Source organism: Caulobacter sp. GW821-FHT11A05, from assembly GCF_058809015.1.
In genome coordinates this window covers 192592-218590 of the sequence record NZ_JBXASF010000001.1, presented here as the reverse complement: position 1 = coordinate 218590, position 25999 = coordinate 192592, and the positions used below count along the sequence as shown (strand labels likewise).

Here is a 25999-nt window from a genome sequence, read left to right as displayed (position 1 = left end):
GTCCGTCTCCTCCGTCGACCCTTGAAAGGCCGCCCTGTTGTTGGCCCGCAAAGCGCTTGCGCCTTGGACCGGGCTTTGATCGTTGAGCTAATTATGATGATGATTACTATTCATTGCAACGCCTATTCGCGGCCCCTCGCCGGAAAAAATCAGAGGCCCAGAACGGTGCGCGCCAGGATGTTGCGCTGAACCTCGCTGGAGCCGCCGTAGATGGTCGCGGCCCGGGTGTTCAGATACTTGGCGGTCGGCGTGACGGCGTACTCCGGCCCGACCGGCGGCTCGTTGGCGCCATAGCCGAGGCCCCCCCGCTGGTCGGCGACGCCGTAGGGGCCGAGCGCCTCCATCGCCAGTTCGGTGGCCCGCTGCTGCAGGGTCGAGGCCTGCAGCTTCAGGAGCGAAGCGGTGGGCCCGATGTCGCCGCCGGCCGACAGCGTCGCGGCGGCCTGGGCCTCGGCATGGGCCAGGCCGGCGATCTCGATTTCCAGGGCCCCGAGCCGGGCGCGGAAGGCGGCGTCTTCGTCCCAGACGCTGGAGCCCTCGCCGCCCAGTTCCTTGCGGGCGATGGACCGGGCGTGGTCGACCATCCGGCGCAGCCGGCTGGCGGCGGCGCCGGCCCCGCGCTCGAATTCCAGCAGATGCTTGGCCACCGTCCAGCCGGCGTTCTCTTCGCCGAGGCGATTGGCGACCGGGATGCGCAGTTCGTCGAAGAAGACCTGGTTGACCTCATGCTCGCCCGAGATGCTGATGATCGGCCGCACGCTGATGCCGGGGGCGTCCATCGGGGTCAGCAGGAAGCTGATGCCGGCCTGCGGTTTGCCCTCGGTGGCGGTGCGGACCAGCAGGAACATCCAGTTGGCGTGCTGGGCGTGGGTGGTCCAGATCTTGGTGCCGTTGACCACATAGTCGTCGCCGTCCCGCACCGCGCGGGTCTGCAGCGAGGCCAGGTCCGAGCCCGACTGCGGCTCCGAATAGCCCTGACACCAGTAGTGCTCGCCCGACAGCATGCGGGGCAGGAAGAAGGCCTTCTGCTCGTCGGTGCCGTAACGCATGATCACCGGGCCGCACATCTGCAGTCCCATGACCGGGATCTGCGGCGCGCCGGCCCGGGCGCATTCGTCGTCGAACATGAAGCGCTGCAGCGGCGTCCAGCCCGGCCCGCCGTACTCCTTGGGCCAGGCCGGGGCGACCCAGCCGCGCTCGTAGAGGGTGCGGTGCCAGCGGCGGCTGAGCTCGCCGTCGGCGAACACCCCGGCCTGGCGGCCGGCGGCGGCCGCCAGATCGGGGGTCAGCTTCTCGGCCAGAAAGGCCCGCACCTCGTCCCGGAAGGCGAGATCGGCCGGCGACAGGTCCAGGGCCACGGTCGCCTCCCTACTCGGCCGCGACGCGGGCGGCGGGCGCGGGGGCGTAACGACCGAGCTCCATCCGCGCCACGGTGCGGGCGTGGACCTCGTCGGGGCCGTCGGTCAGGCGGTGGATGCGGTTGTTGGCGTAGAGCTCGGCCAGACCGAAGTCGGTCGTCACCCCGGCCCCGCCGTGGGCCTGGATGGCGTCGTCGATGATCTTGCAGGCGATGCGCGGGGCGGCGACCTTGATCATGGCGATCTCGCCGCGCGCCGACTTGTTGCCGGCGATGTCCATCATCGAGGCGGCCTTCAGGCACAGCAGGCGGCACATCTCGATGTCGATGCGGGCCTCGGCGATGCGCTGCTCCCAGATCGAATGCTCCGACAGCTGCTTGCCGAAGGCCCGACGGCTGAGCAGGCGGCGGCACATCATCTCCAGCGCCTTCTCGGCGCAGCCGATGATGCGCATGCAGTGGTGGATGCGGCCCGGACCGAGGCGGCCCTGGGCGATCTCGAAACCGCGGCCTTCGCCCAGCAGCAGGGCGTCCTTGACCGGCACCCGGACGTTTTCCAGCAGCACCTGGCCGTGGCCGCCGTGGCTGGCGTGGTCGTAGCCGAACACCGGCAGCATCCGCTCGATGGTGATGCCGGGGGTGTTGGCCGGGACCAGCAGCATCGACTGCTGGCCGTAGGTCTTGGCCTCCGGATCGGTCTTGCCCATCAGGATGTAGACGTCGCAGCGCGGATGGCCGACGCCCGAGGACCACCACTTGCGGCCGTTGATCACATAGTCGTCGCCGTCGCGGACGATGCTGGTCTGGATGTTGGAGGCGTCGGAGCTGGCCACCGCCGGCTCGGTCATCAAGAAGGCGCTGCGAATGTCGCCGTTCATCAGCGGCCGCAGCCACTTTTCCTTCTGCTCCAGGGTGCCGTAGCGCATCAGCACTTCCATGTTGCCGGTGTCGGGCGCGGCGCAGTTGAACACCTCGCTGGACCAGCCGATCTTGCCCAGCTGCTCGGCGATGGCGGCGAAGGTCAGGTTGCTGAGCTGCACGCCCTCGAAGTGGAAGCTGTCGTCGACGTGGGTCTGGCCGCTGTGCGGCGGCATGAAGAAGTTCCACAGGCCGGCGGCCTTGGCCTTCTCCTTCAGCTCGTCGACGATCGGCACCGCCTTCCAGCGGTCCCCGGTGGACTCCTGCTCATGGTAGAGGGCGTCGTTGGGATAGATGTGCTCGTCCAGGAAGGCCTGGACCTTGCCCACCCAGAACTTGGTCTCATCGCTGTGTTCGAAATTCATGCCCGGGCTCCCTGCCGTGGTCGCCGCTTCCACGCGACGGATCGTTGGCCGAGATATTTATCATGATTGTCATCATGATCTAGCGAAATCGCACGCTGACCCGCACTTCGCTCGGTGGCTAGCCCACGCCATCGGTGGAAGCCGATAGGGCCTCATTGTCCCGGATCGCCCGTAGCCGCGCCTCAACGGCCGGCGCCACCATCGCGACGGCGTCGCTGCCAGCCAGATAGAGTTTCAGCGGCTCCCGCATGGCGGCGATCTTGACGAGCACCTGGCCAAGTTTGCTCGGATCGCCCGGCTGCGAGCCATGGTATTCCAGGCTCGCCTTGGCGTTGCCCTGGTCGGCATAGTCGTCAATCGCATGACTGGCCCAACGCACGTTGCCTGGCGCCAGGAAGTCGGTGCGGAAGAAGCCGGGCTCGACGATGGTCACATGGATACCGAAGGGGGCGACCTCGTCGGCGACCGCCAGCGACAGGCCTTCGACCGCGAACTTGCTGGCCCCATAGGCCGAGCAATGCTTCATGCCGACCACGCCCGCCACGGAACTGATGTTGAAGATGTGACCCGAACGCTGCCTGCGCATGACGGGCAGAACGGCGCGCATCAGATGCGCGACGCCGTAGAAGTTCGTGGCGAACTGCCGTTCCAGGTCGGCGTTGGTTATCTCCTCGAACTTGCCCAGAATGCTGTAGCCGGCGTTGTTCACCAGGACGTCGATGCGCCCGAAGCGCGCCACCGCCGCCTCAACGGCCGCCTGGGCCTGGGCCGGGTCGGCGACATCCAGCTGGACGAAGGCGACGGCCTCGGCATCGGCGTCACCATGGGCGCGGTGCAGCTTCTCGAGGTCCCGCCCCGTGGCGACCACCCGATCGCCGGCCTTCAGCGCCGCCGTGACGACGCCCGCGCCGATGCCGCTTCCGGCGCCGGTGACAAACCAAACCTTGCTCATCTCATCTTCCTTTGTCGCTTGTTTCAATGTGGAAGGGCCGCGCCTCACGCTGGTCGCCGCGGCTCGCATGCAGGCGGCCAGCGCCGCCGGTGGACCGTCAGCCCACCGCTTCGGCGCGCGCCGGCGAGCGGGTCACCGAGAACCAGCCCGTCGTGGCGTCGATGATCGCCCAGAGCTTTTCGGGGATCGCCAGGCCGGCGACCTCGGAAGCATCCAGAGTCGTGGATACCCGTTCAACCTGGCCGGTTTGGGCAAGCCGCACCCAGTCGGGATTCATGATCAGGCCCTGGCCGACGGCGACCAGCGACAGCCCGCCGGCGAGCGCGGCCGACGCCTGAGCCGGGGTACGCAACTGGCCAGCGGCGACAACCGGAGCCCGGCCGGCGACATGCCTCACGATCCGCTGCGCGATCGTGGCCTCGCCGGCCTCGCCGATCGGCCTGCTTTCCAGGACGCTGAAGAGCGAAGCGTGGATGTAGTCGACGCCCGCATGGATGATGTTGTCGATCAGGTCGTAGGCGTCGCCGATCCGCAAGCCCCCGTCTCTCGGCTCCTCGGGCGAAAGGCGGTAGCCCAGGACGAAGGGGCGGTCTGCGCAGGCGGCGATCACCCGCCGTACTTCCTGGATGACCGCCAGGGGAAAACGCAGCCGGTTTTCGAGCGAACCGCCCCAGCGGTCGTTGCGCCGGTTATGGAGCGGCGAGAAGAAGTTCTGGATCAGAAAATCGTGGGCTCCATGGAGTTCGACACCGTCGAACCCCGCCTCAATGGCACGGCGGGTCGCGGCGCCGAAGTCGGCGATGATCGCCAGAATTTCCGGCTCGGTCAGGGCGCGGGCCGGAACGTCGCAGAGAGCGAACGGGCTTGGCTCGCCGGGACCGTCACTGGCGCTGACGATGTCGCCGCCCGGAACCAGTTCGGCGGGCGCGCGACTGCCGGCGTGGAATATCTGCAGGATCGCTGTCGCTCCCCCGCTCTTGGCCGCATGCGCCAGACGGCGGAGGCCAGGGATGAATCGGTCATGGCTGGCGCCAAACTCGCCGGTAAATCCGACGCCGTTCGGACTGACATGCGCACAGCCGGTGATCACCAGGCCGACTCCCTGGGCGCGTCGCCGATAGTAGGCGATCTCGTCATCGGACACGGTGGCGTCGTCGTTGGCCGCCCAGGTCGTCATCGGAGCCATGACGACGCGATTGCGCAGGGTGACGCCCTCGATGAGGGCCAGGGGTTCGAACAGGCGGTCCATAGCTAAAGTCTCTCGCTGGCGCCGTCGGGCGGCTTCAGCCAGCAAGGTAGGCTTTTGGCTTTCATAGATTTAGAGGGGTATGTTGAACCGACCTTATAAGGTGGATGGATAAATGCGCCGCGATGACCTGAATGATCTGGCCGCCTTCGCCGTGGTCGCCGAGGAAGCGAGCTTCACCCGCGCCGCGGCAAGGCTTGGCATGTCACAGCCCGCGCTCAGCCAGGCGATGAGGAATCTCGAGGATCGTCTCAAGGTCAGGCTGCTCTCGCGCACGACCCGATCGGTCTCGACCACCGAGGCCGGCGAAACGCTGCTGCGATCATTGCGCCCCGCCTTGGAAGACATCGGTTTCGGTCTCGCGAAGGTCGGCGCGCTCGGCAGTTCGGCGGCCGGCGCCGTTCGGCTGACCGCCACCAAGAACGCCTTCACGGCGAGGCTCATGCCCGTCCTGCCGGGGTTCCTGGCTGCGCACCCCCATGTCACCGTCGAAGCGATCGTCGATGACAATCTGACGGACATCGTCGCCGGCCGCTTCGACGCCGGCATCCGGTTTGGGAACATCGTCGAGCAGGACATGATCGCGGTCCGGATCGGGCCGGACATGCGCCGCGCGGTGGTCGGGGCGCCGGCCTATTTCGCCAAACACCCGCCGCCACAGTCGCCGGAGGACCTCGCGGCGCATACCTGCATCGTATATCGGCTGGTGAAGACCGGCGGGCTCTACGCCTGGGAGTTCGAGGAAGATGGCCGACCGTTCCAGTATCGGGTGCAGGGGCCGCTGATCTTCAATGACAGCGACCTCATGCGGCAGGCCGCCATTGCCGGGCTGGGCCTGGCCTATCTGTACGAGGACGACGCCGCTGAGGATATCAGCGCCGGTCGGCTGGTCCGGGTCCTGGACGACTGGTGTGCGCTGCTCCCCGGCTACTACCTTTATCACCCCAGTCGCCGGCAGACGCCGCCGGGCCTCGCGGCCCTGATCGAAGCCCTGCGATATCGCGGCTCGCCGCGCTGACGCGCGTCAGATCGACTTGCCGGACAGGAAACCGCCGTCGACCGGCAGGCAGGCGCCGGTGATGAAACCGGCCGCGTCCGACGCCAGAAAGACGATAGCGCCCGCGATCTCGTCCGGCTGGCCATGGCGGCCGAGCGGGTGGCGTCTGGCCGTGGCCTCGCGGGCTCCGGGCCTGGCCAGCAGGCCGGCGGTGAGCGGCGTCTCCACCGAGCCGGGGGCGACGGCGTTGACCCGGATGCGGTGCTCGCCGAGGTCCAGCGCCAAGGCCCGGGTCAGGCCGACCAGGCCGTGCTTGGAGGCGATGTAGGCGGCGCGGTTCGGCACGGCGGTCAGGCCGGCCACCGAGGCGACGCTGACGATGGACCCACCGCTCTGGCGGGCGACCATCCGCCGGGCCACGGCCTGGGCGCAGAGGAAGGCGCCGGTCAGGTTGATGTCCATCACCTGGCGCCAAGCCTCAAGGGTAAGGTCGAGAAAGCCGGTCCGCTCGCCGATGCCGGCGTTGTTGACCAGCACATCGACGGGGCCGAGCTCGGCCTCGACGGCCAACAGGGTGTGCTCGACCTGATCAGGATCGGTGACGTCCAGACCGTAGGCGCGAGCGAGGCCGCCGGCAGCGACAATGGCCTCGGCCGACCCCTGCGCCGCCGCCAGGTCGCGGTCGGCCAGGGCGACGGCGGCGCCCTTCTCGGCGAACAGCCTCGCCGTGGCCGCGCCGATGCCGGCCGGCGAGCCGGCGCCGGTGACCAGCACGACCCGGCCCGCGAACTCGCCAGGCGTGGCCATCCTCAGGCCTCCAGGATCACCACGCCGGACAGGCCGGGGGCGCCATAGACCTGGCTGTAGCCGATGCGCGCGCCCTCGACCTGGCGGGCCTCGCCGCGGCCGCGCAGCTGCTGGACGTTCTCATAGACCTGGCGCAGGCCCGAGGCCCCGATCGGCTCGCCGCAGGCCAGGCAGCCGCCGTCGGTGTTGACCGGCAGCCGGCCGCCCAGCCGGGTCGCGCCCTCGGCCAGCCACTGCTCCTGCTCGCCGTCGGCGCAGAAGCCATTCTCGGCCATGTGCATGATCTCGGCCCCGGATTCGGTGTCCTGCAGCTGGGCGACGTCGACGGCGTCGGGCCCGAGGCCGGCCATCTCATAGGCGGCCTTGGAGGCGGTCTGGGTCGGCGAGGGGCCGCGCTCGATATTGAGCGAGGGGGCGAAGACCTCGAAGGAGCCCGTCCCCCGGGTGCGCACCGCCGCGCCGCGCACCTTCGGGCCGGTCAGGCCCAGCTCGCGCATCTTGCGGTCGGAGGCCAGGATCAGGGCCGCCCCGCCCTCGGCCGGCGAGCAGAACATGAACTTGGTCAGCGGGTCCGACAGCATCTGCGAGGTCATGATGGTCTCGAGATCGACCGCCTCGCGGCGCCAGGCATGGGGGGCCAGGACGCCGTTCTGGTAGGCCTTCTCGGCCACCCGGCCCAGCGTCGTCGGCGTGATGCCGTGCAGGTCCATGTAGCGGGTGATCTTGGCGCCGAAGAACTGGGTGGTCAGCATCAGCCCGATGTCGCCGTACCAGCGCGGCAGGCCCGAGGCCTCCGGATCGGCGTTGAAGGCGCCGCGCGGGTGCTTGTCGAAGCCGACCACGACCCCGAGGTCGAACTCGCCCGACTTCACCGCCCAGTAGCCGGACAGCAGGGCCGAGCCGCCGGTGGCGCAGCCGTTGGCGACATTGATGAACTGCACCCCGGTCAGGCCCATCTTCGGCAGCACCGCGTCGGCGTTGCCGGCCGCGGCCGAGCCGCCGAAGGCGAACTGGATTTGGTCCCAGGTCAGGCCCGCGTCGGCCAGGGCCTGGCGCAGGGCGAAGACCCCCTGGTCAAGGCCGCTGACCCCCTCGGTGCGGCCGAAGGGGTGGATGCCGGCCCCGATGATATGGACGTCGGTCATGGGCTTCTCCTCTAGGCGGCGGGACGGAAGGCGTAGCTGGCGACGGTCTCGCCGCTGGCCAGTTCGAAGGGCACGATCTCAAGGGTCATCGGCAGGCCGACCTTGAGGGTGGCGAAGTCGTCGGTCTCCAGCCGGGCCTCGACGATGACCTCGCCGGGCAGCTCGACATAGCCGAGGGCGAAGGGCCTGAAGGCGGCCAGATTGCCGGCGAAGGGCGGCGTCTTGGGCGGGAAGCGCTGCACGGTGAAGGCCCAGAGGCTGCCGTTCGGCGACAGCCGGATGGGGTCATAGAGCGCCGCGTCGGAGCCGCCCGGCATGGGGAAGGTGATGACGCCATCGGCCTTGCGCCGTCCGCCGATCAGCCGCGGCCCGTCCGCCGCGACCTCGAAAAGCCCTTCCGCGATTGGCCTTTGAGTCATGCTCTTCCTCCTGGCGTGGGCGTGGTCCGCCCATCGATTCAGCCCATACGTCGAAGGGCGCTGTTTGTATAGTTGATCATAATCATGATGAGAGTCTATAGTCCTGAGGCAGCAGGCGGGAGGAATCCCCGGGCGGTCGTTCTCCGGCAAATGAGAGGGCGTCGTGAGGGGTGCTGGCGATGCGCGAGGGTCGCGCGGCCAATCTTGAGAATCCTCTTGCGCATCGTCCGGTCCGGGGCTCCGCTCCCGACTGGCCGGCAGGGAAGCGAAACAAGAGGACCCCGCGTGGCGAAGATTGCAATATTGGGCGGCACCGGCGCCCTGGGCGGGGCCCTGGCCTTGCGGCTGGCGCAGGCGGGCTGCGCGGTGTGGATCGGCTCGCGGGATGCGGCCAAGGCGGCCGACGCCGCCGCCGGGATCGCCGCGGCCAACCCTGGCGTGACGATTGCCGGCCTCGGCCTGGCCGAGGCGGCGCAGGTCGCCGACATCTGCTTCCTGGCCGTGCCCTACGGCGCCCACGCCGACACCATCGATCAGGTCCGGGCGGCGGCCCAGGGCAAGGTCTTCGTCGACACCACCGTGCCGCTGCGGCCGCCGAAGGTCGGCACGGTGCAGCTGCCGGCCGCCGGGGCGGCGGCGGTCGAGGCGGCGCAGCGGCTGGGCGAAGGCGTGCGGGTCGTCTCCGCCCTGCAGACCATCGGGGCCGAGAAGCTGGCGGCCGGCGGCGGCATCGACGCCGACGTGCTGGTGGCCGGCGACGACGCCGAGGCGGTCGAGGCGGTGCGCGATCTCTTGACCCGCATCGGGCTGCGCAGCTGGCATGTCGGGCCGCTGGCCAATTCCGCCGCCGCCGAGGCCATGACCTCGGTGCTGATCCAGATCAACCGCCGCTACAAGATCAGCCAGGCGGGCCTGCGGATCACCGGCAAGCCCAAGGACGCGGCCGGTGTTTCGGAGGGGCTTAGCGTAAGGCCGGTGGCCGGCCTGCCGATGATCGCGGTTGGCGACGACCTGGGCGGGCTGATCGCCGACGCCATGGTCGCCGGCGGGCTCGACCTGGCCGAGGGCGATGTCGTGGTCGTCGCCCAGAAGGTGGTCTCCAAGGCCGAGGGCCGCACGGTGCGCCTGGCCGATGTGGCGGTGGACGAGGCGGCCCGCCGCGACGCGGCGATCGCCGGCAAGGAGCCGGCGGCGGTGGCGCTGATCCATGCCGAGTCGCAGGAAGTCATGCGGGTCGCGCCGGGGGTGGTGATCGCTCGCCACCGCACCGGCCAGGTCGCCGCCAACGCCGGCATCGACCAGTCCAATGTCAGCCAGGACGAGGGTGAAACGGCCCTGCTCTGGCCCGTCGATCCGGACGCCAGCGCCGCCGGGCTGCGGGCCGCGCTCGAGGCGCGGTTCGGGGTGCGGCTGGCGGTCGTCATCGGCGACAGCCTGGGCCGGGCCTGGCGGATGGGCACCACCGGGGCGGCCATCGGCGTCTCCGGGATGCGGCCCCTGCGCGACCGGCGCGGCGAGAGCGACCTCTTTGGCCGGGTGCTGCAGGCCACGGTGATCGGCGTCGCCGACGAGATCGCCGCCGCCGCCTCCCTGGTCATCGGCGAGGCGGCCGAGGGCACGCCCGTCGCCGTGGTGCGTGGCGCGGTCTATGAACCGGCCGGGGGCGAGGGGATCGGCGAGATCCTGCGGCCCTTAGAGCAGGACCTGTTCAGATGAGTCACGTCCTGGCCCTCTGCGGCGGCGTCGGCGGCGCCAAGCTGGCCTTCGGGCTGGCGGCCGAACTGGCGGCTGAGGACCTGACCCTGGCGGTCAACACCGGCGACGACTTCGAGCACCTGGGCCTGACCGTCTGTCCGGACATCGACACCGTCCTCTACACCCTGTCGGGCCTATCCGACCGCGAGCGCGGCTGGGGCCTGGCGGGAGAGACCTGGAACTTCATGGCGGCGGTCCGGCGGCTGGGCGGCGAGGACTGGTTCCAGCTCGGCGACCAGGACCTGGCCACCCACGTCGAGCGCAGCCGACGGCTGGCGGCCGGCGAGAGCCTGTCGGCGGTGACCGAACATCTGGCCCGGGCGCTGGGGCTGAAGCCCGCCATCGCGCCGATGAGCGACCAGCCGGTGCGCACCTTCGTCCGCACCGACGACGGCGAACTGGCCTTCCAGCACTATTTCGTCCGCGAACGCTGCGCCCCCGTGGTGCGCGGCATCCGGTTTGAGGGCGCGCAAGAGGCCCGCCCCTCGGCGGCGCTGACGGCGGCGCTGGCCCGGCCGGACCTTGGCGCCATCGTCATCTGCCCGTCCAACCCCTACCTCAGCGTCGACCCGATCCTGGCCGTGCCGGGCGTCGTGGAGGCGATGAAACACAGGACCGCCCCGGTCGTCGCCGTCTCGCCGATCATCGCCGGCCAGGCGCTGAAGGGCCCGGCGGCCAAGCTGATGGCCGAGCTGGACGTGGAGCCCGGCGCCCCGGCCATCGCCCGTCACTACGCCGGCCTGATCGACGGGCTGGTCATCGACGACGCAGATGCGGCACACGCGCCGGCCATCGAGGCCCTGGGCGTGCGGGCGCTGGCCACGGCCTCGGTCATGCGCAGCGACGACGACCGCCGCCGCCTCGCCCGTGAGACCCTGGCCTTCGCCGCCAGCCTGGAAAGGACGAGGGCATGAGGACGACCCTGGTCATCGCCGTGCGCGGCGGGCCGCAGGCCAAGTCGCGGTGCGCGCCGGTGCTGGGCGCCGCAGACCGCCAGGCGCTGGTCGCCGCCATGCTGGAAGACATGCTCAAGGCCGCCGCCGGGACGGTCGGGCTGGGACCGGTGATCGTGGTCACCCCCACCGCCGAGCTGGCCGACCTCGCCGGGCGCCGAGGCGCCGTGGCCCTGATGGAAGAGCAGCCGTTCGGCCTGAACGCCGCCTTCGTCGCCGGCCTGCGCCAGGCCAGGGCGGAGGCCGACGCGCCCGTGCTGCTGCTGCCCGGCGACCTGCCGCTCGCCCGGCCGGCCGACCTCGAGATGGCCGGCCGGGCGGTCGCCAGCGGCGCGCTGGTGCTGGCCGCCTCGCTCGCCGACGGCGGCACCGGCGCGGTCGGTCTTCCGGCCGGCGCCGAAATGCCCCTGAGATTCGGCCCAGACAGCTTCCAGCGCCACCTGGCGGCGGCGCGGGCGCTGCGCCTGCCGCTGCAGCTCATCGAGGGCGGGCCGCTGGGCCTCGACATCGACCGGCCGGAAGACCTCGGCCACATCCTGCTGGCCCCGGCCACGCGCAGCGCCGCCATGCTGCGCCAGGCCCAGGCCCCGCTCCGGAGATCGGCATGAACGACCTGCGCCAGGACCTGCTCACCGCCCCGCTGGAAGACCTCACCGCCCGGGCCCGCGCCGTGCGCGACGCGGCGTTCGGGGGGACCCTGACCTATTCGCGCAAGGTGTTCATTCCGCTCACCCAGCTGTGCCGCGACGTCTGCCACTACTGCACCTTCGCCAAGGCCCCGCGTGGCGTTGCCAAGCCGTACCTGACGCCGGACGAGGTGCTGGACATCGCCCGCCAGGGCGCGGCGGCCGGCTGCAAGGAGGCGCTGTTCACCCTCGGCGACAAGCCGGAGCTGCGTTACCCCGCCGCCCGCGCCGCCCTGGCCGACCTCGGCTTCGAGACCACCCTGGCCTATCTGGAACATGTCGCCGGCCGGGTGCTGCGCGAGACCGGCCTGTTGCCGCACATCAACGCCGGCATCCTGGACGGCGAAGACTACGCCCGGCTGCGGCCGGTCAGCGCCTCGATGGGGTTGATGCTGGAAAGCTCGGCCGAGCGGCTGTGCGCCAAGGGCGGGCCGCATCACGGCTCGCCGGACAAGGTTCCGGCCGTGCGGCTGGCCACCATCGACGCGGCCGGCGAGGCCCAGGTCCCCTTCACCAGCGGCCTGTTGATCGGCATCGGCGAGACCCGCGCCGAACGGCTGGACGCCCTCTACGCCCTGCAGGCCCTGAACGAACGCCACGGCCATCTGCAGGAAGTCATCATCCAGAACTTCCGGGCCAAGCCCGGCACCCGCATGGCCGATGCCCCAGAACCGTCCGAGGACGAGCTGGTCTGGACCATCGCCGCGGCCCGGCTGATCCTCGATCCCACGGTCGGCGTGCAGGCGCCGCCCAACCTCAATCCCGGCCGCACGGCCCGGCTGATCGCGGCGGGGCTGAACGACTGGGGCGGCATCTCGCCGGTGACCATCGACCATGTGAATCCCGAAGCCGCCTGGCCGCAGATCGAGACCCTGGCCGCCGACTGCGCCGCCGAGGGCCACGACCTGGTCGAGCGGCTGGCCATCTGGCCACGGCATCTGAGCGAACCCGACCGCTGGCTGGACCGCGCCGTGCGGGGACCGGCCCGGGCCCTGTCGGATAGCTGGAACCTCGCCCGCGACAGCGACTGGTCGCCCGGCATGCCCCTGGTCGCGCCGGGGAGCCTCGACCGGCCACTCGGCCCGTTGGCCGTCTCCGCGCGGCGTTCGTCAAAGGCGCTGGACCGCTGCCTGGCGCGGGTGCTGGCGGGCGAGACGCCGGAGACCGGCGACATCGCCGGCCTGTTCGCCGCCCGGGGCGAGGCGGCGCTGGACGTGGTCGCCGCCGCCGACGAGTTGCGTCGTTCGGCGGTCGGCGAGGCGGTGACCTATGTGGTCAACCGCAACATCAACTACACCAACATCTGCACCTTCAGCTGCAGCTTCTGCGCCTTCTCCAAGACCTCCAGCAAGGCCGGCCACCGCGACAAGCCCTACGACCTGCCGCTGGAAGAGATCGCCGGCCGGGTGCGCGAGGCCCGGGCCAAGGGGGCGACCGAGGTCTGCCTGCAGGGCGGCATCCATCCGCGCTACACCGGGGCCACCTACCTGGACATCTGCCGGGCGGTGAAGACCGCCGTGCCCGACATGCATGTCCACGCCTTCTCGCCGCTGGAGATCGCCCACGGGGCCGCCACCCTCGGCCTGACCTGGCGCGAACTCCTGGAAATGCTGCGCGACCGGGGGCTGGGCTCCCTGCCCGGCACGGCGGCCGAGATCCTCGACGACGAGGTGCGGTCGGTGATCTGTCCCGACAAACTCAATACCGAAGAGTGGCTGGGCGTCATCGAGGCGGCGCATGACGTCGGCCTGCGGACCACCGCCACCATCATGTTCGGCCACATGGACCGGCCGGACCATTGGGCGACCCACCTGCTGGCCATCCGCAAGCTGCAGGCCCGCACCGGCGGCTTCACCGAGTTCGTCCCCCTGCCCTTCGTCCATATGCAGTCGCCGATCTATGTGCGCGGCGGAGCGCGGCGAGGACCGACCTGGCGCGAGACGGTGCTGATGCACGCGGCGGCCCGCATCGCCCTGCACGGCCAGATCGACAACATCCAGGCCAGCTGGGTGAAGCTGGGACTGGACGGGGCGATCGCCTGCCTGGGCGCCGGGGCCAACGACCTGGGCGGGGTGCTGATGAACGAATCGATCAGCCGCGCCGCCGGATCGGCCCATGGCCAGGAGCTGCAGGCCTCCGACCTGGAGGCGGCGGTGGTCGCCGCCGGCCGCCCGGCCAAACGGCGCACCACCCTCTATGGAACGCCCCGGCCCCTGCTCGCGGTCCCGGCCTAGATGCCGCTGCTGGCCAGACCGGGCGGGGCCTTCCGGCGGGCTATCCTGCTGAAGACTCTCGACGAAACCTCGGTGCAGGCCGAGCTGGAGGACGACTTCCATCGCTTCGGCGTCACCGTCCGTCACGACGGCGCCCGGGTGACGGCGGTCGAGGGCCGGTCGATCCGCTACCCCTGGACCAGCTGCCCGCTGGCCAGCGGCGCGCTGACGGCGCTGGAAGGCCTGGCGCTGGGGACCCACCCCGCCGGCCTCTACCGCCACACCGACGTCCGGCTGCAATGCACCCACCAGTTCGAGCTGGCCGGCCTGGCCGTAAGCCACGCGGCGCGGCCGGCCGGCGAGCGGCGCTACGACCTGCTGGTCGAGGATTTCGCCGCCGACGGCCGGCGCGCGAGCCTGCAGCGGGACGGCGAGCCGCTGCTGGAATGGCGGGTCGAAGGCGACCTGCTGGTCGCGCCGGCCGAGCTGGTCGGAACCTCGGTGGCCGGCCTCAACAGCCGCTCGGCCGCCGCCATGCCGACCGAGGAGGCCGAGGCCTTCCTGCTGCTGCGGCGGGCCATCTGGCTGTCGCGGGGCCGCTGGATGGACATCGACGACGTGCCGACGGCGGCGGCGCTCGATCGTCCCGGCAGCTGCTTCAGCTACCAGCCGGGCGTCGCGGCCGGCGGCCTGCGCCGGCTGGGCTCGGAGCGCGACTTTTCGGCGGGCGACGCGGCGCCCCTGGCCGGCGGCTAGGTCAGGCCACTTCCGCCCGACCGCTCTCGCGCAGCGACGCCGGCAGGCGCGAGGGGCGGTAGAGCGGTCGCAGGACCGCATCGATCACCTCGTGCTGGCGTTCGTTGGACCAGTCCTCGGCGTCGAACATCACCTGCACGGCCATGCCGGTGATCAGCGCCAGCAGGTGGCGCGCCGCCTGGGCGCGGTCGACCTCGGGCCGGATCGCACCGCGCTCGTGCAGGGCGTCGATGACGTCGAGGATTCGCCCCCGGGCCCGGGCGACGCAGTCCCGCTGGATCACGGCGAAGGCCTCGTCGGTGGCCGCCTTGGCCCAGAAGGCCATCCAGATCCGCCATTCCATGAACCGCTCCTCGTCGAGCGGCATGATCTCGGCCAGGTAGGCGCGCAAATCCCCGTCGTTGGCGACCAGGGCCGCCTCCCAGCGGGTCGTCGAATGGTCGATGGTCGCCTGATAGCAGAGGTGCAGCAGCTCCATCTTGTTGCGGAAATAGTGGGAGACGATGGCGGTGCTGAAACCCGCCGCGGCGGCCACGTCCCGCACCGTCACCGCCTCCAGCCCCGCCTTGGCGATGAGCTTCAGGGCGACCTCGACGACTTGCGTTCGTCTGGCATGATGATCGGCAGGAATTGGCATTGACGCCTTCACATAACGGTTGTTATATAACGCTCGTAACATAACAAAAAAGATCCTAGGGAAGAACGATTAAATGGCCCAATCCACAGCCTGATCGCGAAATGCTGCCCGGCGCACGCCGCTGAGGCCTTTTCGCCCTGAATCCCTCTGCTTTTTCCACCGCCCGTTTCCGGCGCGGGACGCCTGTCCCGCGCGCTGGAGACCCGCGCCCAGACGACGAGACCCTGGATGTCCATGCGAGCCACCCGAGCCTTCCTGAAGACCGCCGACGAATGGCCGCTGTCCGGCCCCGGCGCCGCCTTCCTGGCGCAGGAGGAATTCGGCCATGTCATCGAGGGCCAGGTGGTCGCTTCCGCCTCCGGCGAGACCATGCCGGTCTACGACCCGGCCACCGGGGTTGAGTTCGCCCGCTGCGCCGCCGGCGGCCGCGAGGACGTCGACCGGGCCGTGCGCTCGGCCCGCGCCGCCTTCGACGACGGCCGCTGGCGCAACCTCGACGCCCAGGAAAAGGAGCGCCGGCTGCGCCGCCTCTCGGCCCTGCTGCACCAGAGCCGCGCCCTGCTCAGCGACCTCGACGTCATCGACGGCGGGGTGGTGCAGGCCTATTCGCAATTCATCGTCCAGTTCGGCATCGACACCGTCGACTACTACGCCGGCTGGCCGACCAAACTTCAGGGCCGCATGCCGGCCTGCCCGCCCGACACCGTGGTCCAGGAGATGCGCGAACCGGTCGGCGTCTGCGCCATCATCTCGCCCTGGAACGGCCCCTCGGCGGCGCCCTGCGCCATCGTCCCGGCCCTGGCCTGCGGCAACAGCGTGGTGGTCAAGCCGGCCGAACAGACGCCGCTGACCGCCATCGTCGTCGCCAAGCTGTGCCTGGAGGCGGGCATCCCGCCGGGCGTGGTCAACGTCGTGCACGGGGTCGGCGAGATCGTCGGCGCCGCCCTGGTCGAGCATCCGCTGGTCGACGCCATCAGCTTCACCGGCTCGGGCGACACCGGCCGCCGCATCCAGGCCGCCGCCGCCCCGACCCTGAAGCGGCTGAGCATGGAGCTGGGCGGCAAGAGCCCGCAGATCGTCTTCGACGACGCCGACCTCGACGCCGCCTGCAACACCATCATCGGCGCCGCCTGGGGCCATACCGGCCAGGTCTGCACGGCCGGCACCCGGGTGCTGATCCAGCGCGGCATCCACGACGAGCTGGTCGCCGAGATGGTCAAGCGGTCGCAGTCGATCCGCATCGGCTCCGGCTTCAGCCCCGACACCCAGATGGGCCCGCTGATCTCGGCCGAGCAGCTGGCCCGCGTCAGCCGCTACGTCGACATCGGCAAGACCGAAGGGGCCAACCTGGCGCTCGGCGGCGCCCGCCACGGCGGAGCCGGCTACTTCCACCAGCCGACCATCTTCACCGGCGTCGACAACCGCATGACCATCGCCCGCGAGGAGATCTTCGGGCCGGTGATGTCGGTCATCCCCTTCGACACCGAAGAGGAAGCCCTGAGCATCGCCAACGACACCGACTTTGGCCTGGCGGCCGGGGTCTGGACCCGCGACCTGTCGCGCGCCCACCGCTTCGCCGCGGGCATCCGGGCCGGCACGGTCTGGGTCAACACCTATCAGCGGGTCAACCCGGCCATCCCTTACGGCGGGGTCAAACAGTCCGGGTACGGACGAAGCCTGGGCCACGAGTCGCTGGAGCACTACACGCAGATCAAATCGGTCTGGATCAAGATCGCCTGATTCATACGGCCGAGACCGCCAAAGACGCGGCCGGAAACCACCTAGGGAGAGTTGCAGTTGTCACTGGAAGAAACCGTCCGGGAACTGAAGGACCGCGTCGATATCGCCGAGGTCATGTACGAGTACTGCCGGCACGCCGACAATCTCGACCCGGCCTCGATGGTGGCCCTGTTCACCGACGACTGCACCGCCGACTTCTCGCCGATCGCCGGCGGGCTGTTCCTCGACGGCAAGGGTGAACTGACCGACATGCTGACCGCCGCCCTGACCGCGACGGTCAGCGGCAGCCATCACATCAGCAATATCGAACTGAAGTTCGAGACGCCCGATTGCGTCCTGTTCCACAGCTACATGTACTCCTGGCAGCGGTTCACCGGCTTTCCGGTGACCGCCGACTGCCATCGCTGGGGCCGCTACGAAAACCGCTTCGTCCGGACCCCGCAAGGCTGGCGCATCCAGCGCCTGCGACTGGTTTCCGCCGGCGAGTATGGCGGCGCGCGTATCGGCGAACAGCTCGGGCGGCCTTCGCCCCCGGTGTTCGAATAGAGCCACCCGGCCCCGCTCAGCGGCCGGACCAAAAGCAACCAAAAAGGGGGAGGAAACGACATGACCACCAAGGCAAACCAGACACACAGGTCGCAATTCAACAGGGCGCTGCTGCTCTCGGCCTCGGCGGCGGTTCTCGCCGTCGGCGGCGGCGGAGCGGCCTTCGCGGCCGACCCGGCGCCCGCCGCGGAAGACCAGGGCACCCAGCTCGACGAGATCATCGTCTCGGCCCGCAAACGTGAGGAGAGCATCCTCAACACGCCGGTCGCCGTGACCGCCATGTCCGGCGAGAAGCTGGACCAGATGGCCGTTCGGACCATCGAGGACATCTCGGCGACGACGCCGCAGCTGTCGGTGTCCCGCGGCTCGAGCGGCAGCGGCGCGACCATCAGCCTGCGCGGCATCGGCTCGACCTACACCAGCATCGGCATCGAGCAGTCGGTCGCGGTCAACGTCGACGGCGTCTATTACGGCCAGGGCCGCATCATCAACGAAGGCTTCTTCGACATGCGGCAGGTCGAGATCCTGAAAGGACCTCAGGCCCTGTTCTTCGGCAAGAACGCCACCGCCGGCGTGCTGTCCTTCACCTCGGCCAACCCCGGCGACGAGTTCGAGGCGCTGGGCCGCATCGGCTATGAGACCACCGCCCGCACCGCCTCGGTCGAGGCCATGGTCTCCGGTCCGATCACCGACACCTTCGGCATGCGCCTGGCCGTTCGCGCCGCCCGCATGGACGGCGGCCTGGTCGAGAACGAAGCCCCGGCCAAGACCCTGTCGACGCTCAACGTCAACACCTTCGCCTCCACCGTCCACCAGGTCCCGGCCGCCCAGAAGGACATCCCGGCCGAAGAGGACACCGTCGCCCGCTTCACCGCCATGTGGACGCCCAACGATCAGTTCAACCTGACCTTCAAGGCGGCCGCCGACCGTTACCGGGTGGTCGACGCCACCTGGAACAACGAGATGTACAGCTGCGCCTCGGGCTTCTCGCAGGTGAACCCGGGCCAGGCCTGCAACGGTGACTGGAAGATCCAGCAGAACGATGTCCCCAAGGACATCGCCGCCACCAACAGCCTGCTCGGCCGCCACGGCGGCGAGCTGTATCAGGACTACGACTCCTACGCCTTCACGCTCAACGCCGAATACTCGACCGACCTGGTGAACATCACCTCGGTCACCGGCCTGCACCACTTCACCAACTACTTCCTCGGCGACTACGACTTCTCCGGGGCGGCGAACGGCGGCACCTGGGGTTCGGAGCGTTCGGAATACCGCGCCTTCTCCGAGGAAATCCGCGCCCAGACCACTCTGGACGGGCCGATCAACTTCCTGGGCGGCGTCTTCTACCAGAACACCCAGCTGGACTTTAACCAGCAGATCATCTTCCCCGGCGCGCTGGAGGATCCGACCAAGGGTTCGCGGCGCTACATCACCCTGGAGAAGGTCTCCCGCACCGACGGCACCACCTTCGCCGGCTTCGGCCAGCTGATCTGGACCTTCAACGAGCAGTGGGAACTGACCGCCGGGGCCCGCTACACCCATGAGACCAAGGACTCGGTCTTCGACCAGCCCTACGTCGTCTCCCTCTACCAGGGCGTCTTCGTGCAGAACTCGCCGCTGGCCGCCAATCAGAGCTTCAACAACCTGTCGCCGGAAATCGCCCTCACCTGGCACCCGACCGGCGACTGGACGGTCTATGCGGCCTACAAGCGCGGCTTCAAGTCGGGCGGCTTCTCGGGCAGCGCCCTGCACAGCATCAACACCACGGTCGACGACCTGACCTTCGAGCCCGAGAAGCCGGAAGGCTTCGAGGGCGGGGTCAAGGCCCGTCTGCTGAACGGCCGGATGCGGGTCTCTCTGGACCTCTACCACTACGATTACAAAGACTTCCAGATCGACTTCTTCGACGCCACCAAGATCCAGTACGTCACCTACAACGCCGGTTCCGCCGTCACCCAGGGCGCCGAGTTTCAGGGCGAGTGGGCCCCGGCCTTCGCCCCTGGCCTGGTGATCTCCGGGTCGCTTGCCTACAACAAGTCGCGCTACGAGAACTTCGCCGGCGCGCCCTGCTGGGGCGGCCAGCGGCCGGTCGACGGCTGCGTCATCGTCGGCGGGCGTCCGCAGCAGGACCTCAGCGGCAAGGCGACGGCGGCGGCGCCGGAGTGGACCTGGTCGCTGCAGGCCGACTACGAGACCAAGTCGTTCGCGGGCATGGTCTTCGGCGTCACCGGCAACGTGCACGGGGCCAGCGAGTACCTGCTGGGCGCCTTCGCCAACCCCAATGGGGTGCAGGAGGACTATGCGGTCGTCGACCTGCAGATGCGCCTGAACCGTGAGGACGAGCGCTGGGGGATCGCCCTGATCGGCAAGAACCTGACCGACGAATACGTGCTGACCTCGGCCGGGGACGCCCCCAGCTCGGGCAGCGGCACGGGGACGCCGGGGGGTGTGCGGTCCGACCTGGTCGGCACGCCGCAGCCGCCGCGCACGATCGCCCTGCAGTTCACCCTGAAGTACTAGCCCGGGCCGAAAGGTCCCGCCGGCCAACAGATGGAGTCCGTCATGTCCGACACCCTCGACATCCCCGCAAAGCCCGACGTGGCGACCTCCGCCGCCGACGCCATGCGAGAGCTCGAGCGTCGGACCGTGGCCCATCTGACAGCCGGCGGGACCACCGACCAGGTTCCCGAGGCGATGCTGCTCTCGCCCAGGGAGTACACCGACCCGGCGCGGTTCGAGGCTGAGCGCCGCGAGCTGTTCGGCAAGCAGCCGCTGCTGGCGGGACTGAGCTGCGAGGTCGCCGAGCCCGGCGACGTGCTGCTGTTCGACAACGCCGGTCCCGGCATCCTGATCGTGCGCAACCGGGCGGGAAAGCTGAACGCCTTCCTCAACATGTGCACCCACCGCGCGGCCCGGCTGGCCCTTGATTGTTCGCGGCGCAAGCTGCTGGTCTGCCCGTTCCATGCCTGGAGCTTCGACCTCGACGGCCGGCTGGTCGCCGTGCCCGGCGAGGACAGCTTCGCCACCATCGACCGGACGACCCGGAACCTCGTGAAGGTTCCGGTCGGCGAGTGGGGCGGCATGGTCTTCGTCAAGGCGCACGCCGGCGAGGAAGAGATCGACGTCGAGGCCTACCTCGGCGACATGGGCCCGCAGCTGCTGCACCTGAACCTGGCCGGGACCAAGTTGGTCAAGCACAGCCGCGTCGAGACCGAGGCCAACTGGAAGTACGCCCTGGACACCTATGGGGAGGGCTACCACTTCGGCGCCCTGCACCCGGAGACGTTCGGCACCACCACCATCTCCAACGTCATCCTCTGCGACACCTTCGGCCCCCACTACCGGGTCAACTTCACCAGCGTCGGCTACCGCGACCTCGTGGGCGTCGACGAGAAGGACTGGCCGGCCACGCCCTACGGCGGCAGCCACCTGGTGTTCCCCAACTCCATCGTCTACGGCGCGCCCATGGAGGGCGGCGGCAGCATGGTGGGCATGTACCGGCTCTATCCCGGCGATGAGCCCGGCAAGTCCTTCACCATCATGTCGACCTATCGCGGCGCCGACCTGCCGGCCGAGACCGAGGACGCGGTGCTCGAAGGCGCCCACGACTTCATCCAGCATGTGGTGACCACCGAGGACTACAGCGTCTCCAAGGAAGGCCAGCGCAACATGGAGCACGCCCCGGCGGGGTTCCAGGTCGTCTTCGGCCGCAATGAGAAGGCGCTGCAGAACACCCATCGGCACATCGCCGACATCATCGGCATGCCGGTCGAGTAGGGAACGCTCATGTCGGTCTTCGTCCATGTGACGCTGGAAGTGCACGCCGCGGGCCTCGGCCGGTTCCTTGAGGGGATGGAGAAGACCGCCGTCCCCTTCCTCGAGAGCCAGGGCTGGCGACTGGCCGGCGCCTTCGTGCAGCGGACCGGGCGGCTCGGCAACATCATCGACCTGTGGGAACTGGACGACTTCCAGCATTTCGACACGGGGCTGCAGGCCTTCATGGCGCAGGACAGCTTCCCGGCCTTCCAGGCGATGCTGGCCGAGACGGTGATCAGCGAGACCATCGTCTTCGCGAACAAGGCCTCCTACATGCGGTGAGCCGCCCGGCCGCCGTTCAACAGCAAGAGAACGGGGAACGACGCGCATGGCGGATATCCAGACAGCGGCCCCGGCGGCCGCCCGGGCCGCGCCATTGCGGCTGGGGGCCATCACCCTGCTGATGGGCCTGGCCCAGCTGGTCATCACCTCCGACTTCTCCATCGTCAGCGTCGCCCTGCCGAGCATCGGCCGCTCGCTGGGCATCGAGCCGGCCCTGCTGTCCTGGGTGGTCTCGGCCCATAGCGTGGTGTTCGCCGGCTTCCTGATCATCGGCGGGCGGCTGACCGACGCCTTTGGGCACAGGCGCTGCCTGGCCTGGGGCCTGGCGCTGTTCGCCGCCGGCTCGCTGCTGTCGGGGCTGAGCCTCAACATCTGGACCCTGATCGCCGCCCGCTGCCTGCAGGGCCTGGGCGCCGCCCTCATTTCACCGGCCAGCTTCTCGCTGATCCACGGCTACCTGCCCGAGGGACCGGCCCGGCACCGGGCGCTGGGAGTCTTCGCCATCATGCAGGGGTTGTCGGTGATCATCGGCCTGCTGCTCGGCGGCTGGCTGACCACCCAGCTGGGCTGGCGGGCGGTGTTCTTCGTCAGCCTGCCGATCGTCGCCGGCTGCCTGGCCCTGAACGCCGCCGTCCTGCCGCGCACCGCGCCGGCGGCGGGGGCCGGGGCGCTGGACGACCTGGGCGGGGCGGTGCTGATCGCCGGCTCCACCGGCCTGCTGCTCTCGGCCCTCTCGACCCTGGGCAAGCAGGGCCTGGCCTCGCCGCTCGGGGCCGGGCTGCTGGTCGCGGCGATCGCCGGTTTTGGCCTCTTCGTCTGGCGCCAGGCGCGGCATCGCTCGCCGCTGATGCCGCTGAGCATCTTCAGGACCGAGAACCTGCCGGGCGCGGCCCTGGCCCTGATGGCCCTTATCGCCGGCTTTGGCGGCTACTTCGTGCTGACCAGCCTCTACCTGCAGAACGGCCTGAAGTTCACCGCCGCCGTCGCCGGCCTGGGCATGACGCCGATCGCCCTGGCCACCATCGCCGCCGGCCCCTGCGCGCCCTTCCTGATGAAGCGATTGTCCCTGCGCACCCTGGCCATCGCCGGCCTGTCGCTGCAGTTCTGCGGCCTGGTGGGCCTCAGCCTCGTCGCGCCGCTCGGCCAGTACCTCCCGGTCGTCTCCCTGGCCTTCCTGGCGGTGTTCGGCAGCACCAGCGCCTTCGTCGCCCTGATGGGTCTGGCGCTGAACAAGGTCCCGGCCCAGAGCCAGGGCGCGGCCTCGGGCCTGCTGTTCACCGCCCAGCAGATCGGCCTGCCGGCCGGGGTGGTGATCACCCTGGCCCTGTTCGCCCTGCTGCCCGGAACCGATGGTGCGTTGGCCGCCTATGGCCGCGGCTACCTGGCGCCGGCGACCATCATCGCCCTGGGCCTGGCCGCCCTGGTGCTGATGACCCGTCGCGACCCGCGATGATCCTCTCCCGCCTCCAGGCCGGCTTCATCGCCGCCGGGGTGGCGGTGGCGGCGGTCGCCTTCGGGGCCTTCCTGCTGGCGCCCAGGCCCGGCGCCGGCGACTGGCCGAGCCACGGCCGCACACCGGGCGAACAGCGCTTCTCGCCGCTCACCCAGATCAACGCAGACACCCTGCCCCGCCTCGGCCTCGCCTGGGAGGCGCCGCTCGACAATCGCGGCGGCGGCCTGGAGGCGACCCCAATCGTCGTGGGCGGGGTGATCTACGTCAGCTCGACCTACGGCCGGGTGCAGGCCTTCGACGGCCAAAGCGGCCGGGTGCTCTGGTTCTTCGATCCGGAGGTCCCCCCCGACTGGCTGCGCATGGCCTGCTGCAAGGCGGTCAACCGGGGCGTGGCGGTCTCGGGCGGCCGGGTCTTTGTCGGCGCGCTGGACGGCCGGTTGTTCGCCCTCGACGCCGCCACCGGCAAGACGCTGTGGGTCGCCGACACCACCGGGCGCAAGCCCTACTATTCGATCACCGGCGCGCCGCGCGTCGTGAAGGGCAAGGTGATCATCGGCAACGGCGGGGCCGACTTCGGGGTGCGCGGCTTCATCTCCGCCTATGACGAAGCGAGCGGCAAGCTGGCCTGGCGCTTCTTCACCACCCCCGGCGATCCGGCCAAGGGCTTCGAGCACCCCGAACTGGCCATCGCCGCCAGGACCTGGGACCCCAAACGCGACTGGTCGATCGGCGGCGGCGGCACGGCCTGGGACTCGATGTCCTATGACCCCAAGCTCGATCTGCTCTACGTCGGCACGGGCAACGCCGGCCCGGCCAACCCGGCGGTGCGCAATCCCGGCGGCGGCGACAGCCTGTTCGTCTCCAGCATCCTGGCGCTGGACCCCGACACCGGCCGGCTGGTCTGGTGGTACCAGACGACGCCTGGCGACCAGTGGGACTACACCGCCACCCAGACCCTGACCCTGGCCGACATCACCCTGGACGGGCAGCGCCGCCAGGTGCTGATGCAGGCCCCGAAGAACGGCTTCTTCTACGTTCTCGACCGCAGGACCGGAAAACTGCTGGCCGCCGACAAATACGTCCGCGCCGACTGGGCGAGCCACGTCGATCTGGAGACCGGCCGGCCGGCGATCTCGCCGAACGCCGACTACACCCAGGGCGAGCGGCTGGTCTTCCCCTCCCCCTACGGCGGCCACAACTGGCAGCCGGCCGCCTTCAGCCCGCGCACCGGCCTGGTCTACATCCCGGCCCGCGACCTGGGCTGGGTGTGGAATCCCAAGGCCCTGACCTGGTTCTACCAGGGCGCTGACCCGGCCCGGCTGGCCGGGCTCGACAGGGCCAAGGCAAACCAAGGCCTGCTGATCGCCTGGGACCCGGCCGCCCGCAAGGCGCGCTGGACCGTCCCGCAGCCGACCCTGATGAGCGGCGGCCTGCTGGTCACCGCCAGCGACCTCCTGGTCCAGGGGACCGAGGACGGCTTCATCGACTTCCGCGACGCCCGCACCGGCGCCCTGCGCCGCCGGCTGACGGTCGGCACGGGCATCGTCGCCCCGCCGGTCAGCTATGAGGTGGACGGGGTGCAGTACATCGCCGTCGCCGCCGGCTGGAACGGGGTCAAGGTCGCGCCGCCGGCCAGGGGCGAGCCGGCGCCCTTCGACAACGCCGGCCGGCTGATCGTGCTGAAGCTGGGCGGCGGGCCCATCCCGGTGGCCGAGCGGTTCGCGCCGCAGCCGTTCCTCAGCGGCATCGGCCCACAGCCGGCGGCCCTGGTCGAGCGGGGCCGGGGCCTCTACCGGCGAAACTGCCTGATCTGCCACGGGGCGTTCGGCGAGCGGACGCAGTTTCCGGACCTGCGGCGGATGTCACGCGAGACCTACGACCATTTCGACGACATCGTGCTGGGCGGCGTCTACCGGTCCTCCGGCATGGCCAGCTTCGCCGACGTGCTCAGCCCGGCTGACGCCAAGGCCATCCGCGCCTACCTGGCCGACTGGGCCGCCGAAGCTCAGGCGAAAGGCGCCGACCAGCCGACCGGCCAGGGCGCCTCAGGAGACCAGGCTGTCCAGGCGACCGCGCATTAGCTGCAGCACGGCCGAGAAGTCCTTCTGGCCAAAGCCCAGGCCGTCGAACATGGCGTAGAGGGCCTCGGCCTGGTTGCCCATCGGCGTCGTCGCCCCGGCCTTGGCCGCCGCGTCCTGCGCCAGCTTCAGGTCCTTGAGCATCAGGGCGGTCAGGAAGCCGCCCTCGTAGTTGCGGTTGGACGGCGCCGATTCCACCGGCCCCGGCCAGGGGCAGTAGGTGGTCAGGCTCCAGCACTGGCCGGAGGACTTCGAGGCGATGTCGAAGAACCTGGTCGGATCCAGGCCCAGCTTCTCGGCCAGGGCGAAGCTTTCGCAGACGCCGAGCATGGAGACGCCGAGCAGCATGTTGTTGCAGATCTTGGCCGCCTGGCCCGAGCCCAGGTCGCCGGCGTGGAACACCGCCCGGGCCATGGGGTTGAGCGCCGCTTCATAGGCCGGGTAGTCGGCCTCGTCACAGCCGACCATGAAGGCCAGGGTCCCGGCGTCGGCGGCCATGATGCCGCCGCTGACTGGCGCGTCGCCGAAGCGGAAGCCGGCCGCCTTGGCCATGGCCCCGACGGTGCGGGCGCTGTCGACGTCGATGGTAGAGCAGTCGATGAGCAGGGCGCTGGTCGGGGCGTTCGGCAGGATGTCCTTCTCATAGACCTCCCGCACATGCTTGCCGGCCGGCAGCATGGTGATGACGATCTGCGCGTCCTTCACCGCCTCGGCCACCGAAGCAGCCGGCGAGCAGCCGTGAGCCACCGCCTTGTCGAGCGCCGCGGGCGACAGGTCGAAGGCGGCGACGTGGCGCTCGGCCTTGACCTGGTTGGCGGCCATGCCGGCGCCCATGTTGCCGACGCCGATGAAGGCGACTTTGGTCTGCTGGCTCATTT

The 25999-nt window shown here is 70.0% G+C and carries 22 protein-coding genes; 13 read left to right on the top strand and 9 right to left on the bottom strand.

Annotated elements, in window-relative coordinates:
* Window positions 1–149 precede the first annotated feature (149 nt).
* The 4 genes from AC1RSK_RS00980 to AC1RSK_RS00965 all read right to left on the bottom strand — a co-directional run bounded on the left by AC1RSK_RS00980 (window position 150) and on the right by AC1RSK_RS00965 (window position 4841).
* Window positions 150–1358 carry an acyl-CoA dehydrogenase family protein gene (locus tag AC1RSK_RS00980; protein WP_492904700.1) on the bottom strand — a complete coding sequence of 403 codons (1209 nt, stop codon included), beginning with the start codon at window positions 1356–1358 and terminating at the stop codon, window positions 150–152.
* A 10-nt stretch (window positions 1359–1368) separates the two neighbouring features.
* A complete protein-coding gene (locus AC1RSK_RS00975) occupies window positions 1369–2640 on the bottom strand; it encodes an acyl-CoA dehydrogenase family protein (protein ID WP_492904698.1) in 1272 nt (423 codons plus the stop codon).
* 118 nt (window positions 2641–2758) lie between these two features.
* Window positions 2759–3592 carry an SDR family NAD(P)-dependent oxidoreductase gene (locus tag AC1RSK_RS00970; RefSeq protein WP_492904696.1) on the bottom strand — a complete coding sequence of 278 codons (834 nt, stop codon included), beginning with the start codon at window positions 3590–3592 and terminating at the stop codon, window positions 2759–2761.
* Between the two features lie 97 nt (window positions 3593–3689).
* Window positions 3690–4841: an NADH-dependent flavin oxidoreductase gene (locus AC1RSK_RS00965; protein ID WP_492904694.1), complete on the bottom strand. Its 1152-nt coding sequence runs from the start codon at window positions 4839–4841 to the stop codon at window positions 3690–3692.
* 112 nt (window positions 4842–4953) lie between these two features.
* Between AC1RSK_RS00965 and AC1RSK_RS00960 the strand changes: the two genes are divergently transcribed.
* A complete protein-coding gene (locus AC1RSK_RS00960; protein WP_492904692.1) occupies window positions 4954–5856 on the top strand; it encodes a LysR substrate-binding domain-containing protein in 903 nt (300 codons plus the stop codon).
* A 6-nt stretch (window positions 5857–5862) separates the two neighbouring features.
* Here the strand turns inward: AC1RSK_RS00960 and AC1RSK_RS00955 are convergent, their stop codons facing one another.
* From AC1RSK_RS00955 to AC1RSK_RS00945, 3 genes are read right to left on the bottom strand one after another with little or no spacing between them, the layout of a single operon-like run.
* A complete protein-coding gene (locus AC1RSK_RS00955) occupies window positions 5863–6642 on the bottom strand; it encodes an SDR family NAD(P)-dependent oxidoreductase (protein WP_492904690.1) in 780 nt (259 codons plus the stop codon).
* Between the two features lie 2 nt (window positions 6643–6644).
* A complete protein-coding gene (locus AC1RSK_RS00950; RefSeq protein WP_492904688.1) occupies window positions 6645–7787 on the bottom strand; it encodes a thiolase family protein in 1143 nt (380 codons plus the stop codon).
* An 11-nt stretch (window positions 7788–7798) separates the two neighbouring features.
* Entirely contained in the window at window positions 7799–8206 is a 408-nt protein-coding gene (locus AC1RSK_RS00945; protein WP_492904687.1) for a Zn-ribbon domain-containing OB-fold protein, read from the bottom strand.
* 285 nt (window positions 8207–8491) lie between these two features.
* On the opposite strand from AC1RSK_RS00945, the gene cofE reads away from it, so the two are divergent.
* From cofE to AC1RSK_RS00920, 5 genes are read left to right on the top strand one after another with little or no spacing between them, the layout of a single operon-like run.
* Window positions 8492–9922: a coenzyme F420-0:L-glutamate ligase gene (cofE, locus tag AC1RSK_RS00940; protein WP_492904685.1), complete on the top strand. Its 1431-nt coding sequence runs from the start codon at window positions 8492–8494 to the stop codon at window positions 9920–9922.
* Window positions 9919–10875 carry a 2-phospho-L-lactate transferase gene (cofD, locus tag AC1RSK_RS00935; RefSeq protein ID WP_492904683.1) on the top strand — a complete coding sequence of 319 codons (957 nt, stop codon included), beginning with the start codon at window positions 9919–9921 and terminating at the stop codon, window positions 10873–10875. The genes cofE and cofD overlap by 4 nt, the downstream gene beginning before the upstream one ends.
* The gene (gene cofC / locus AC1RSK_RS00930; protein WP_492904681.1) at window positions 10872–11522 is read left to right on the top strand and encodes a 2-phospho-L-lactate guanylyltransferase; all 651 of its coding nucleotides are present in this window, start codon (window positions 10872–10874) and stop codon (window positions 11520–11522) included. The genes cofD and cofC overlap by 4 nt, the downstream gene beginning before the upstream one ends.
* Complete coding sequence (gene cofH, locus AC1RSK_RS00925) at window positions 11519–13834, top strand: 5-amino-6-(D-ribitylamino)uracil--L-tyrosine 4-hydroxyphenyl transferase CofH (RefSeq protein WP_492904680.1); 2316 nt, start codon at window positions 11519–11521, stop codon at window positions 13832–13834. The genes cofC and cofH overlap by 4 nt, the downstream gene beginning before the upstream one ends.
* Window positions 13835–14569 (top strand): hypothetical protein, encoded by a 735-nt coding sequence (locus AC1RSK_RS00920; RefSeq protein WP_492904678.1) that lies wholly within the window; start codon window positions 13835–13837, stop codon window positions 14567–14569. It abuts the gene before it with no gap.
* A 1-nt stretch (window position 14570) separates the two neighbouring features.
* Here AC1RSK_RS00920 and AC1RSK_RS00915 read toward each other — a convergent pair whose 3' ends face one another.
* Entirely contained in the window at window positions 14571–15206 is a 636-nt protein-coding gene (locus AC1RSK_RS00915) for a TetR/AcrR family transcriptional regulator (RefSeq protein ID WP_492904677.1), read from the bottom strand.
* Window positions 15207–15434: 228 nt separating this feature from the next.
* On the opposite strand from AC1RSK_RS00915, the gene AC1RSK_RS00910 reads away from it, so the two are divergent.
* The 7 genes from AC1RSK_RS00910 to AC1RSK_RS00880 are packed head-to-tail and all read left to right on the top strand — an operon-like array spanning window position 15435 to window position 25124.
* Entirely contained in the window at window positions 15435–16946 is a 1512-nt protein-coding gene (locus tag AC1RSK_RS00910) for an aldehyde dehydrogenase family protein (RefSeq protein ID WP_492904675.1), read from the top strand.
* 57 nt (window positions 16947–17003) lie between these two features.
* Entirely contained in the window at window positions 17004–17492 is a 489-nt protein-coding gene (locus AC1RSK_RS00905) for a nuclear transport factor 2 family protein (RefSeq protein ID WP_492904673.1), read from the top strand.
* Window positions 17493–17552: 60 nt separating this feature from the next.
* The gene (locus AC1RSK_RS00900) at window positions 17553–20012 is read left to right on the top strand and encodes a TonB-dependent receptor (RefSeq protein WP_492904672.1); all 2460 of its coding nucleotides are present in this window, start codon (window positions 17553–17555) and stop codon (window positions 20010–20012) included.
* A gap of 42 nt (window positions 20013–20054) precedes the next feature.
* Window positions 20055–21269: an aromatic ring-hydroxylating oxygenase subunit alpha gene (locus tag AC1RSK_RS00895; protein ID WP_492904670.1), complete on the top strand. Its 1215-nt coding sequence runs from the start codon at window positions 20055–20057 to the stop codon at window positions 21267–21269.
* Between the two features lie 9 nt (window positions 21270–21278).
* Window positions 21279–21590 (top strand): NIPSNAP family protein, encoded by a 312-nt coding sequence (locus AC1RSK_RS00890; protein ID WP_492904668.1) that lies wholly within the window; start codon window positions 21279–21281, stop codon window positions 21588–21590.
* Window positions 21591–21636: 46 nt separating this feature from the next.
* Window positions 21637–23043, top strand: a complete 1407-nt coding sequence (locus AC1RSK_RS00885; protein ID WP_492904667.1) for an MFS transporter — start codon at window positions 21637–21639, stop codon at window positions 23041–23043.
* The gene (locus AC1RSK_RS00880) at window positions 23040–25124 is read left to right on the top strand and encodes a PQQ-dependent dehydrogenase, methanol/ethanol family (protein ID WP_492904665.1); all 2085 of its coding nucleotides are present in this window, start codon (window positions 23040–23042) and stop codon (window positions 25122–25124) included. Before AC1RSK_RS00885 ends, AC1RSK_RS00880 begins: the two co-directional genes overlap by 4 nt.
* Here the strand turns inward: AC1RSK_RS00880 and mmsB are convergent.
* Window positions 25089–25997 (bottom strand): 3-hydroxyisobutyrate dehydrogenase, encoded by a 909-nt coding sequence (gene mmsB / locus AC1RSK_RS00875; RefSeq protein ID WP_492904664.1) that lies wholly within the window; start codon window positions 25995–25997, stop codon window positions 25089–25091. The two genes, AC1RSK_RS00880 and mmsB, sit on opposite strands and share 36 nt — an antisense overlap.
* Between the last annotated feature and the right edge of the window lie 2 nt (window positions 25998–25999).